General features: G+C 54.4%; 13 protein-coding genes. 9 read left to right on the top strand and 4 right to left on the bottom strand.

What is annotated here, in order from left to right:
- The first annotated feature begins 1 nt into the window (after position 1).
- The 4 genes from Q8W24_RS08235 to Q8W24_RS08250 all read left to right on the top strand — a co-directional run bounded on the left by Q8W24_RS08235 (position 2) and on the right by Q8W24_RS08250 (position 2877).
- Positions 2 to 913 carry a LysR family transcriptional regulator gene (locus Q8W24_RS08235; RefSeq protein ID WP_303434473.1) on the top strand — a complete coding sequence of 304 codons (912 nt, stop codon included), beginning with the start codon at positions 2 to 4 and terminating at the stop codon, positions 911 to 913.
- 111 nt (positions 914 to 1024) lie between these two features.
- Complete coding sequence (locus tag Q8W24_RS08240) at positions 1025 to 1423, top strand: RidA family protein (protein ID WP_303434472.1); 399 nt, start codon at positions 1025 to 1027, stop codon at positions 1421 to 1423.
- Positions 1424 to 1436: 13 nt separating this feature from the next.
- A complete protein-coding gene (locus tag Q8W24_RS08245; protein ID WP_303434471.1) occupies positions 1437 to 2102 on the top strand; it encodes a cysteine hydrolase family protein in 666 nt (221 codons plus the stop codon).
- A 385-nt stretch (positions 2103 to 2487) separates the two neighbouring features.
- The gene (locus Q8W24_RS08250) at positions 2488 to 2877 is read left to right on the top strand and encodes a hypothetical protein (protein WP_305474999.1); all 390 of its coding nucleotides are present in this window, start codon (positions 2488 to 2490) and stop codon (positions 2875 to 2877) included.
- 197 nt (positions 2878 to 3074) lie between these two features.
- On the opposite strand, the gene Q8W24_RS08255 is transcribed toward Q8W24_RS08250, so the two are convergent.
- Together Q8W24_RS08255 and Q8W24_RS08260 are read right to left on the bottom strand one after the other, a co-directional pair.
- Positions 3075 to 3248 carry a hypothetical protein gene (locus Q8W24_RS08255; RefSeq protein ID WP_303434190.1) on the bottom strand — a complete coding sequence of 58 codons (174 nt, stop codon included), beginning with the start codon at positions 3246 to 3248 and terminating at the stop codon, positions 3075 to 3077.
- Positions 3249 to 3411: 163 nt separating this feature from the next.
- On the bottom strand, positions 3412 to 3684 hold the full coding sequence (locus Q8W24_RS08260) for a hypothetical protein (protein WP_305475001.1): 273 nt from the start codon (positions 3682 to 3684) through the stop codon (positions 3412 to 3414).
- A gap of 391 nt (positions 3685 to 4075) precedes the next feature.
- Here Q8W24_RS08260 and doeB2 point away from each other — a divergent pair, with 391 nt between their 5' ends.
- The 5 genes from doeB2 (at position 4076) to Q8W24_RS08285 (ending at position 9883) form a co-directional block, all read left to right on the top strand.
- Positions 4076 to 5245, top strand: coding sequence for a N(2)-acetyl-L-2,4-diaminobutanoate deacetylase DoeB2 (doeB2, locus tag Q8W24_RS08265; RefSeq protein WP_303434188.1), 1170 nt, complete (start codon positions 4076 to 4078; stop codon positions 5243 to 5245).
- 55 nt (positions 5246 to 5300) lie between these two features.
- Positions 5301 to 6539 (top strand): aspartate aminotransferase family protein, encoded by a 1239-nt coding sequence (locus tag Q8W24_RS08270; protein ID WP_303434187.1) that lies wholly within the window; start codon positions 5301 to 5303, stop codon positions 6537 to 6539.
- Positions 6536 to 7798 carry an ectoine hydrolase gene (doeA, locus tag Q8W24_RS08275; protein WP_303434186.1) on the top strand — a complete coding sequence of 421 codons (1263 nt, stop codon included), beginning with the start codon at positions 6536 to 6538 and terminating at the stop codon, positions 7796 to 7798. The genes Q8W24_RS08270 and doeA overlap by 4 nt, the downstream gene beginning before the upstream one ends.
- 63 nt (positions 7799 to 7861) lie before the next feature.
- Positions 7862 to 9235, top strand: coding sequence for an NAD-dependent succinate-semialdehyde dehydrogenase (locus tag Q8W24_RS08280; protein ID WP_303434185.1), 1374 nt, complete (start codon positions 7862 to 7864; stop codon positions 9233 to 9235).
- Positions 9236 to 9463: 228 nt separating this feature from the next.
- On the top strand, positions 9464 to 9883 hold the full coding sequence (locus tag Q8W24_RS08285) for a PH domain-containing protein (RefSeq protein ID WP_303434184.1): 420 nt from the start codon (positions 9464 to 9466) through the stop codon (positions 9881 to 9883).
- A 7-nt stretch (positions 9884 to 9890) separates the two neighbouring features.
- Here Q8W24_RS08285 and Q8W24_RS08290 read toward each other — a convergent pair whose 3' ends face one another.
- Together Q8W24_RS08290 and Q8W24_RS08295 are read right to left on the bottom strand one after the other, a co-directional pair.
- Positions 9891 to 10445 carry a hypothetical protein gene (locus Q8W24_RS08290; protein WP_305475003.1) on the bottom strand — a complete coding sequence of 185 codons (555 nt, stop codon included), beginning with the start codon at positions 10443 to 10445 and terminating at the stop codon, positions 9891 to 9893.
- 87 nt (positions 10446 to 10532) lie between these two features.
- Positions 10533 to 11582, bottom strand: coding sequence for a YHYH protein (locus Q8W24_RS08295; protein WP_305475005.1), 1050 nt, complete (start codon positions 11580 to 11582; stop codon positions 10533 to 10535).
- Positions 11583 to 11814: the final 232 nt, after the last annotated feature.

Raw genomic sequence — 11814 nt, forward strand, 5'->3', positions numbered from 1 at the left:
TATGTCTATAACGCTACGTCAACTCCGGTATTTCGTCAGCGCAGCGGAGTCGGGCATGATGTCGTCGGCAGCGTCGATGTGTAATGTGACGCAATCGGCCATTACGCTGTCGATCAAATCCCTTGAGGAGCAGATCGGTTTTGACCTGTTCGAGCGCACCGCCCACGGCGTGAATCTCAGCTTTGAAGGACAGCGTTTTTTAGGCAAAGCCCGCGAAATTCTCTCGCTGGTCTCCAATGCAGCGATTTCCAGCGTTGAATCAGAAGCCAGCAAACACAGTGGCTCGATTACGGTGGGGGCCACCGATACGGTGATGGGTTATTTTCTGATGCCGCATCTGGCACGTTTCAAATCACGGTTTCCACATATCGACGTTAATATCATCGAGATGGGACGGCAGCAGATTGAGGATGCCCTGATCGCCGGTACGCTCGATATTGCCGTTATGCTGGTGTCCAATTTGCAGCGACAGGATGAGCTGGCGGCGTCCGTTTTGCGCCCGTCACAGCGGCGTTTGTGGCTGCCGTCACGTCATCCATTGCTGTTGAAGCAGTCCATTACACTGGCCGATGTTGCCAAAGAGCCAATGGTGATGTTGACAGTAGACGAAGCGGAAGAAAGCGCCTTGAACTATTGGAGTCATCTGCCCCAGGAACCTCGCATCGTATTACGCAGCGCCAACGTCGAAGCCATTCGCACGGCGGTCGCCAGCGGTCTGGGCGTGACTATCCTGTCAGATATGGTGTTCCGGACCTGGTCGCTGGAAGGGGACCGGATCGAAGCCCGGGATCTCGCCACCCGGGTGCCACCGATGGATATCGGCTTGTCCTGGCGGCTGGGGGCCACGCTGTCGCCCAGTGCCCAGGAGTTTCAGAGCTTTATCAAGGCGGCCTCGGTAGGCATCGTCAAATAAGGCTTTATCCTGGTATAAGTTTTTTAAATACCAGGGGCTAAGTATTTGAAAATTGCAAGTTCGCCGCGAGCGTCGTTCTATTGGGGAACGACAACCGATGGAGAACTTCTCATGACTCAGTACAAAACCTACAAGCCTGAAGGCATTTCCGATCCTTATGGCACTTACGTACACGGTATCGAGCCGCCGGTCGGTTCACGTATGGTTTTCGTTTCAGGACAAATCCCCGTTGCCTTCGATGGCACCGTGCCTGAGACAATGGAAGGTCAGGCAACGGTTTGCTGGCAAAACATCGAAGCGACTCTCAAGGCCGCAGGTCTTGGTATCGAGAATATTGTACGGACTACCCAATATCTGACGGATGCCTCTATGTACCCGGAAGCCAATGCCGTACGCGCCAAGATGCTCGGCACTCATCGCACGGCTTCGGTTTCTATTACGGTTCCGGCTCTGATTGAACCTACCTGGTTGATCGAAATTGACGCCATTGCTGCCGCACCGGCTGAATAACAGGATTAATCATATGCTGGCCATTAATGCTTTTGGTGAACGCCAATTCACCTTCGATTTTGCCAACACGGCACTGCTTATCGTGGATATGCAGCGCGACTTTATTGAAGACGGTGGCGCTTGTGGTGCTGGCGGTGCTGACGTAAAACCGCTGCAAGCCGTTATTCCCCATGTGCAATCCATGTTGCAGCTGTTCCGTGAAAAGGGAGCTCCTGTCGTTCATACACGGTATGGATTCAAACCCGATATGTCGGATCTGCCAGAGCCTGTCCGGTTACAAAGCAAGGAAGCGGGTGGAGAGTATGGTACCGCGGGTCCTTTGGGACGCATTCTGACGCAAGGCGAACCCGGTTTTCAGATTGTTCCTGAACTGAAGCCTCGGCCAGGTGAAACGATCATTGATAAATCCACTTTTGGTGCTTTCACTTACACCGAGCTGGATTCTATCTTGCGTAGCAAAGGGGTAACGCACGTTATCATCTGTGGCGTGACGACACAGTGCTGCGTTGAAGGCACTTTGCGGGAAGCGGTTGATCGCGGCTATTTTGTTCTGACTCTGGCTGACAGTTGTGGTGCTTTCGAAGAGAGCTTGCAGCGTGGGACATTGACCACGATTCAGAGTGAAGGCCATTTGTTTGGCTGGATCGCCAATAGCACCGACGTATTGGCTGCTGTCTGATTTTTAATCAGGCTCTTCCTGGGCTGGCATGATGCCGGGGAAGGCTGATCCTGATTGCCTGGTGTCGGGTTGAAAACCCGGCCCAGGCATTTTTACTTCTTTGTTTCTCTCTTGTTTCTCTCTTGTTTCTCTCTTGTGTCTGGGCTTCTGTGTTGCCGCGTTTCAGGTGTGCAGGCATCAGGATAAACCCCGTTACTGTCGCTCCCGCCGACTCATGCCCGCTTTGGCTCATCTCATCTCATCCTAATGCCGATGCAGTGGCGTATTCATCATTGTGATACGATTTTTGGTCGCTCCAGTCTGCTGTGAAATCTGACGATTTTATTCAGGGAGCGCGGCTTATTGAATAATGGGTTCATTTCAAAACAATCAGGGAAGAAAGATCATGTTTTACATGCTGAGTACGCTGACCGCCGTTGTGACCGGATTGCTGTTTCTGATATCGCTGGGGGCACCGGAACTGCTGCTGTGGTTGATGGGGGTCAGTGAGTCGGAGTCTGCTGCTTTTGTCGCTCGCCGTATGGCCATGGTGTTTCTGGGTTTGACGCTGATTTGCTGGTTAAACCGGGATTGCCGTTCCGCCGATGTACATAAAGCGATCGCTATGGGGCTGCTGGTGATGCTGTTGGGGCTGGCGGCTTTGGGACTGTTTGAATTATTACGCGGCTATGCCGGCTATGGCATCTTGCTGGCAGTAGTTACCGAACTGTTGCTGGGGATTGCCTGGGGTCGGGTTTGTCTGCTGGCACACAGAAGCCGGCTGGGCGTATTTTGAGTAACAACAATAAGTAAAAAAGCAGGGAGGTCATGCGAGGAGGGTTACCCGAGACAATTGGGTAGCCATCTGGCCCCCATAACGTCTTCGAATAAAATGAAGCAAAAAAGTGATCAGACCCAGGCCAAATGCCGGCGACTTATTCTTGTGCCGGTGGTGCCTGAATACTGTCTTGGTGCGGTACGGCTGATTTCTGCTTAGTGGCTGGAAATCATTTTGTGGGATTTGAAGTGGAATGCATGTTTGATGCTGGTGATCAGATCGCTGCACAGTGCAGAGATATAGTCAGAACGCATTTGTTTGGCAGCAGCGATATGCATATCGATTTCTTCTTTGCTGCAGATGTTAGCGGCTTGGTCTTGGTTGTTCATAATAGAACTCCTTGGTTTTGTCTGATTGGGTTGTGCCTTGAAAGTAAGACCATAGTAGTAGCTTCCTGGTGGCTAAAAAAGCGAGGCTTTCTAACCAAAAAGATGAAAAAAACTAATCATTTGTGTTGAATGTAATTTTTCCTGTTGCAGCACAGATGCTTGTTTATTGTATAAAAGTCCTTTTAAAACAGTAGCTTGATGTCAATTTTCTGTTTTTTGTACGCTGTTTCAGCATCAGTTTTTCTCCTGAAAAGCGTGAATAATATTTAGCTTGTTGACGCTTTTGTGACATCGCCAGCAAATTATGGCTTGCAGCAAGTGGCAAGACTCTGGCCATGCCATGGTTTTGTCTTGCTTGCTTTTCTGTTTTGTTTTTCCTGCTGCTATCCAATGGCTGCCTTAGCCTTGCCTTAAGAGTGGAATTGTGAATTTTCACGCACCAGTCTGGATCTTTGTGCATTATTTTAATGCACAAATAATATTCTATCGGCCGTTAGTCTTGTAAGTGGTCTTTGTATAGCTCTTTAGGGTCTGTCCGCTTTTCTTTTAATTTCTCTTGGCGTTTAAAACCTGTCGTTCTGGTCAAACCAGCTTTGTATTGTCCACTTGGTTGATAGCTTGCCTGTGGTTATTGGTTTTGGCTTATAGCGATAGAACATCGAATCAGGCCGTTTCTGAAATTCAGTGTCACTTTTTTGTGCGTCGTAAGACGTTGTTTTTAAAGAATTTAATTTTTTGGTATGGCGCAATCACGACAATCTGGAGCCATCAGGCGCTGAAGCGGAACGGCCTGTGCTGAAGCTAATGAATGAACCGGAGGATGTGTGATGGCGAATAACTGGTCTGAAGTAATCAGCCAAGCCACGGTGCTGAGGCGTCAATTGCACCAGCAGCCGGAGTTGAGTTGGGAAGAAGAGCACACCGCCCGGGTGGTGCGTCAACGACTGGATGATTTAGGTATCCGTTGGCGTGCCTGTGCCCGTACTGGCACCGTCGCCTGGCTGGGTGGATCGGCAGCACCTGCTTCAGATACCCCTCATTTTGCCTTGCGTGGCGATATGGATGCCTTGCCTATTCAGGAGCAAACCAGCGTCGCCTGGCGCTCACGCCAGGATGGCTGCATGCATGCGTGTGGTCACGATGGCCACAGTGCGACCTTGCTGGCAACAGCCCACTGGCTGAAGCTCCACGAAGCGGCTTTGCCAGCTCCGGTAACGCTGGTGTTCCAACCGGCAGAAGAAGGTGGCCATGGGGCCAGGGCGATGATCGACGACGGCGCGCTGGAAGGTGTCGACGCCATTTTTGGCTGGCACAACTGGCCCGCCATCCCGTTTGGTCACATGGCCTGCCCGAATGGCATTGTGATGTGTGGTAACGGCACTTTCCAGATTCGGGTCAGTGGCCGTGGTGGTCATGCCAGCCAGCCGGAACAGTGCCGCGACCCGGTACTGGCTGCCAGTGCCCTGGTGGTGGCATTGCAGCAGATTGTCAGTCGGCGTCTGGCGCCACAGCAGGCCGCGGTGGTCAGCGTGACATCGATTGACGCCATCAGTGCGCCAACCGTCATCGCCCAGAACGCGGTGATCTCCGGCAGTATCCGGGTACCCGACAGCGCTACCCGCTTGCAGGTGAATGCCCTGATCGATGAAATCTGCCAACACACCGCCGCCGGTTACGGGGTGACCGCAGAAGTGGATCATCAACCCCGTTACGAGGCGACGATCAACCATCCGGAACAAGCGCGGCTGATGCGCCAGGGGTGGGAGCAGCTGTTTGGTGCCCGGATGCTGGAGCACGGTGTGCGCTTGCCCATCATGGCATCGGAAGACTTCAGTTATTACCTCAACGAGATACCCGGTGCGTTTGCGCTGGTCGGCTCCGATGACGGCTCGGCACCTGCCTGGCCCTGTCACAGCCCCCATTACGATTTTAACGATCGCCTGATTGAACAGGTGACCCGTTTGTATGCCCAGTTGGTGCATGCCCCCCAACCCTGAGCAACCCGGCATATTCAACCGGTATAGCCAGATTCGTTTGATGAAGGAGTAATTAATGAGCATTTTTGCGCAACGTGAGTCGGATATTCGTGCCTACTGTCGTGTTTATCCCGTGGTGTTCGATAAAGCCTCCAATGCCCGTCAGATTGATGAGCAGGGCAATGAATACATCGATTTTTTTGCCGGGGCTGGCGTACTGAATTTTGGCCACAACAATGAACGCATGAAAGCGGCGGTGATTGATTACATTCAGCAGGATGGCGTGCTGCACAGTCTGGATATGCACACCACCGCCAAGCGCCGTTATATGGAAACGTTCGAGAGCGTGATTCTGGCGCCACGTTCCATGGATCACCGCATGCAGTTTATGGGGCCAACCGGCACCAATGCGGTAGAGGCCGCCCTCAAGCTGGCGCGCCGGGTAACTGGTCGTCGTCAGGTGGTGGCGTTTTCGAAAGGCTTTCATGGCATGACCCTGGGGGCACTGGCCTGCACCGCCAACAACTACTTCCGGGGGGCTGCCGGGGTTGCGCTGGATAACGTCAGCCACCAACCCTTTGCCGCCATGGCCACCCTCGATTTGTTACGGGAACAATACGCCGATGCCTCCAGCGGCATTGAGCCACCGGCGGCCTTTATCGTCGAAACCATTCAGGCGGAAGGGGGCGTGAACGTCGCCAGCCAGGAGTGGCTGCAAGCGCTGCAATCCCTTGCTCATGACCATGGCTCGCTGCTGATTGTGGATGAAATCCAGGTGGGGTGTGGCCGCACCGGTTCGTTCTTCAGCTTTGATGGCACCGGTATCGATCCAGACATCATCTGCCTGGCCAAAGGCATTGGCGGCATGGGCACGCCGATGGCCATGAACCTGGTCAAACCGGAACACGACAAACACTGGTCGCCGGGTGAGCATACCGGCACCTTTCGTGGCCAGAACCTGTCATTTGTGGCTGGTGTCGAGGCGCTGAACTACTTCCGCGACAGCGAACTGATGGATCAGGTTGCCCGCTACACCGATATCGTACACGAGGCTCTGGCACCGCTGGCGCGCAAATACCCACAGGTAGCGATTCGGGGCAAAGGCCTGATCGTTGCGCTGGATGTGGCCGATAGCGACCACGCCAAAGCCATTGTGGCGGAATGTTTCGACAACGGCTTGCTGATTGCCAGTTGTGGCACCGGCGGCCGGGTTCTGAAACTGATTCCGCCATTAACCATCCCTGAAAGTGATCTGAAGGCAGGACTGACGGTGCTGGTCCGTGCCACCGACAACGCACTGGAGGCCGCCCAATGAGACAACGTGATGATATGACTTTTCCGCACGAGGAATACGTACGTCGCATGAATGACCTGCGCCAGCGTATTGCGTACCGGCGACTGGATGCCGTGGTGATTTCCGACCCGGAAAACATCATGTACCTGACCGACTACCAGACCACTGGCTACAGCTTTTTCCAGGCGCTGGTTGTGCCGCTGGAAGGCGAGCCCTTTATGATCACACGGGCGATGGAAGAATCCAATGTGATCCATCGTACCTGGGTGGAAGTCACCCGCCCGTACCCGGACACGGGTGATGCCATTCAGATGCTGGTGGATGCCCTGACGGAGTTTGGTCTGGCCAACAAGCGTATTGGTTACGAACGTAACTCCTATTTTTTCCCGGCCTACCATCAGGACTTTATCCACACTCGTATGCGTAATGCCAAGCTGCTGGACTGCTTTGGTATCGTCGAGCAGGGCCGGATTCGTAAATCGGTGCACGAAATCGAGATCATGAAGCGGGCGGCCATCGCCACCGAAGCCGGTATGACGGCGGGTATCGAAGCCTGTATGGCGGGAGCCAGCGAAAACGAAATTGGTGCTGCCATCAGTGCTGGCATGTTCCGCGCCGGAGGAGAAACCCCGGCGGTGATGCCATACGTTACTTCTGGCCCGCGCTCAATGATTGGCCATGCGACCTGGGAAGGCCGGGTAGTGCAGCCCAACGAACATATTTTTCTGGAAGTCGGCGGCTGCTATCGGCGTTACCACACCGCCATGATGCGTACGGTCGTACTTGGCGAACTGAGCGATTCGATGTACAAAGCCCAGGAAAAAATGAAGCAGGCGTTAGACGCGGTACATGAGTTTGTCCAGCCCGGCATGACGGTATCCGATGCGGACAATATGATCCGCAATATTATTTCCGATAACGACGTGGGCGCCCGATTGGCGACCCGCTCCGGTTACTCGATCGGTATTGCCTTCCCGCCAAGCTGGGATGAAGGCTACATTGTCAGCCTCAACCAGGGCGACTCTGCGATTCTGGAAGAAGGCATGACCTTCCATATTATTCCGTGGATGTGGGGCGTTGATGGCGATAAAACCTGCGGCATCTCCGACACCATTTATATAACCGATCAGGGCTGTCAGTCCTTTTTCGATATGGATCGGAATTTTGTCGTCAAGCCGGAAACCAGCAGTAACCTGGTGGATCTGGGTGCCGTGAACCGCAAACCCGAGCTGGCCGCAACCGACAAACCGGCGCCGAAAAAGAAAACCGCCGACGCCTGAACCGACCTTGAACCAACCGGGCTGCCGTGTCTGATACCGACAACGGCCGCCTCAGGAGATTGTATGCTGACAGTCACAAACCCGACCACCGGGATGGTGCTGGAAACTTATGCCACCCATACCCCGGATGAGATGAACCAGCGCATCGAGCTGGTGGCCAGTGCGTATCACGATTGGGGCAGTGCCCGACAGAGCCTGCGCAGCAAGGTCATGCTGGGCGTGGCGGCCAAGCTGCGCGAGCGTAAGCAGGCGTTGGCCGAAATGATGGCGCTGGAAATGGGCAAGCCGATTCTGGAAGGGGTGGCCGAGGTCGAAAAAGCCGCCTGGTGTACCGAACACTATGCGGAGCAGGCCGAAACCTACCTCAACAGTGAATCGATTGAGTCGGATGCGACACAAAGTTATGTCACCTATCAGCCGCTGGGAGCGGTGTTGGGGATTCTGCCCTGGAATGCTCCGTTGTGGCTGGCTTTTCGTTTTTTGGCTCCGGCGCTGATGGCCGGTAACACCTGTGTTATGAAACACGACCCGAACGTACAAGGTTGTGCCCGACTGATCGAAACCATTTTTGACGACGTTTGTGCGGTGAACAAGGTGCCTGCGCATATTATGGTGAACCTGACCTTGGCCACCGAACAGATCGAGACAGCGATTCGTCACCCGGCAATTCAGGCGGTGTCCTTTACCGGCTCCAGTGCCGCCGGTGCCCAGGTTGCCAGCATTGCCGCCGCGGAAATCAAACCGGCGGTGCTTGAGCTGGGCGGCTCCGATCCTTGTATCGTGATGGCTGATGCTGATCTCGACAAGGCGGCCGATATTGTGGTGCTGTCGCGTATGATTAATGCTGGCCAGTCTTGTATTGCCGCCAAACGGATACTGGTCGAAGCACCGATATACGATGAATTTATCGACAAGCTCGCCAGCCGGATGGACAAGCTGGTGATTGGCGATCCATTGCTGGACGATACCCAGGTTGGCCCGATCGCCCGGCAGAATTTGCTAACCAATCTGCATCGCCAGGTCAGCGATACTATCAATGCGGGTGCCCGTTGCCTGTTGGGTGGCGAGCCGCTTAATCGCCCCGGTTTCTATTATCCGCCAACATTGCTGGTGGATGTGCAGCCGGGCATGGTGGCGTTTGAAGAAGAAACCTTTGGGCCGGTGATGGCGGTGATGAAGGTCGACGATTTTGAACACGCCATCAAGATTGCCAATGCAACAGACTACGGCCTGGGAGCCAGTATCTGGACCAACACCCCGCGTCAGAAACGTCAGGCCATCTTGCGTTTGCAAGCCGGGCAGGTGGCGATCAACGGAATTGTTAAAACCGACCCACGGCTGCCCTCCGGTGGCATCAAGAAGTCCGGTTATGGCCGCGAGTTGGGGCCACATGGCATCCGGGAATTCACCAATGCCAAGCAAGTCTGGATTGGCTGAGGGGTTTTGTTAGCGAGTTGTTGATAGTGCCCGGCACCTCTCTCCATATATTGCTCGACCTCAAACCGGCTCTTGACCCTGTCTCGAGCCGGTTTTTGATGGCACTCAATGGGTTATCCGCCGTTTAAGCATGGTAACGGCGTCCTGTTTCTGGCTGAATGGCGGCTTATCAGATATGCCCAGCGGTTTTGGGTATGTTGGTCCGACGGGTTATGCAGGAGTGAACGGGTGTCTTATATTGACGACTCGCTGTCTAAAGGCGAAACCATCTATCGAGTGTTCGAATTTCACTGGATCATCCGGTTCTTTCTGGTGCTGCATGTGATTCTGTGCGTTACCCTTATCTGGATTCCGGTGGCCTTGTATTACTGGTTGACCTGGCGCTGTACCGAGCAGGGTGTCACCAACAAACGAGTGATTCACAAGAGCGGCATTATTGCCCGCAAAACCGATGAAATGAAACTCGAGGCCATTGAAGCCATTGAGATCAATCAAGGTATCTGGGGACGTATCCTGGGGTTCGGCACGTTAACGATCTACGGGCGTGGCGATGGGGATGTCGTGATGAAATGGATGGCTCGGCCCGTGCAGGCCAAGCGTGATATTGAAAGTGCCGATTACCCGGTCTCTGCCACCGAGTCAGACTGACCGGGTGTTACTCCGGCATGGTGTGTGGCACGGTGGTTTGCGGGGCTGCATGCGCCGCCTCTGAATGAGGCATCGTCATGGGCTGCGAGCTGAACCGGTTCAGGGTGATCGGCTCGTTGGCCAGATCAAAAAATACCGAACTCATGATGTTGTGATTGTTGTTTACCCAGTTTTCATGTTGATGGGTATTAAGGGAAATCGCGACCTGATTGACGCCGTCTTGCAACAGGCTGGCCGGGATATGGATATCCGGGCCATAGAGTCGTTGCACTTTATGGGTATTCACAAAAACGTGGGCATGGCCTTGCAAGATCCCCTCGGCATTTTGATAACCGGCGGTGGTGACCATGTCTGGAGCGCCAAGCTCATAATGTTTGACCTTGACGTGTACGTTGACGCCATCCATCGCGTCCCGGAACACCTGGATTTCTATTTGCGGAACCGGTGCATCTGCCAGAATATTGCGGCTGGCATGCATGTGCATCTCTTTTGCGGCATGGGCCGAGCCGGTCAGACCCAACAGCAGCGCTGCCAGCAGTAAGCGTTTGTGGTTGCGATTCACCGTCGATCACCTGTTATGCAAATCATTTATGAGGCAGGCCAGCAGTCCCCGCAATACGGCGTCATGCCAGCCCTGCGGATTTCATCATTATCGGCCGGGAGGCAGGTCCGTTGGCAGGTCGGTGCTGCTGCTGGTGCAACTGGCCACGGCATTGTCGTGCAATTCGCCTGCATATTGTGGGCCGAGAATATAGGGGAAGGCCGCTTTGATGGTGCCTTCGTCGTCCATGGTAATCGTGATGTGGTAGTGGTAACCGTGCTCGTCATCGGTATGGCCGTTGTGCTGGTCGAGATATTCCCCGCCCTGGTCCGTCAACGAACTGTCCCAATAATAGTCTTCAAAATAGAAGCCGTTGACGGCAACAAATTCGTTGTCTGATAGCGAGGTGACGACGTCATCAAAGTCCGGGCCGGGGTAATCAACGTCAACCGTGCCTTGTGTGGTGTCGTACTGATCGACCAGGACGCAACTGCGAGCGCCATCGGAGCAACCCGTGTTGGCATCGTCATAGTCGCGGGTGACCCAACTGCTGACTGCCAGCACGCCATCGTCTTCCCAAGGGCCATAAATGGGATAACCATCGGCGGCATAACCCCAGATGGGGGAGTGGCCGCTGCCATCATCACCCAACAGCTCAGCCAGGCAGGAAGAATACAGATGGTGGTGATAATCGGTGCCCGCGGCATGGCCGCCACACATATCAATGTCATACACTTCGGCTTCTGGTGCCAGGTTGGACCAGACACCTTCTTCGTTGTAGGTAAAGCCATCTTCCCAGTTAAAAATGGAAGCGCCGTTGACCATGATGCCGATCTTGTCGAGGCCGCTGTCGCATTCTTCCGTGGCGGCGGATGGCTCGACGGGCACATAGACGGTGCGTTCATCCTGGGTGGGACATTCCGGTCCTGGGGGCCAGTAGCCAAAGCCGTAATCCATGGAACAGTTGTCGTTGCTGTCGTAGCCGATGTCTTCACCAAAGGCGATAACGTCGCCGACGGCAACGGTTGGTTCTCCGGTAACAAAGTCAGTGTCGGCCTTGGGACGGCTGTTCAGTGTGTCGAGGATGTCCTGCGTGATGGTGACGCTGTAATCGGGAATCCCCTGCGAGTTGACGACGACGTAATCTTCCCCGTCCACGGTTGTTTCCGTCACGGATTGAACGTTGACTTCCACACCCAGGCCGGTTTCGGAACTCAGAATATGTGCGGATACTGCCCCGGTTTCATTCAGGATCCATACTGAGTCCGAGTCCGAGTCCGAGTCCGAGTCCGAGTCCGAGTCAGCCGAAGTGCAAGAGGCAGACGCAGAGCCCCCGCCCGAGGACCGGTCGCCAGACGCCAACGCCTACGCGAAAGCTAAAGAGAACAGT

The sequence above is a fragment of the Oceanobacter sp. 4_MG-2023 genome (genome assembly GCF_030689165.1).
In the GTDB taxonomy this organism is placed as follows: Bacteria; Pseudomonadota; Gammaproteobacteria; order Pseudomonadales; family Oceanobacteraceae; genus Oceanobacter.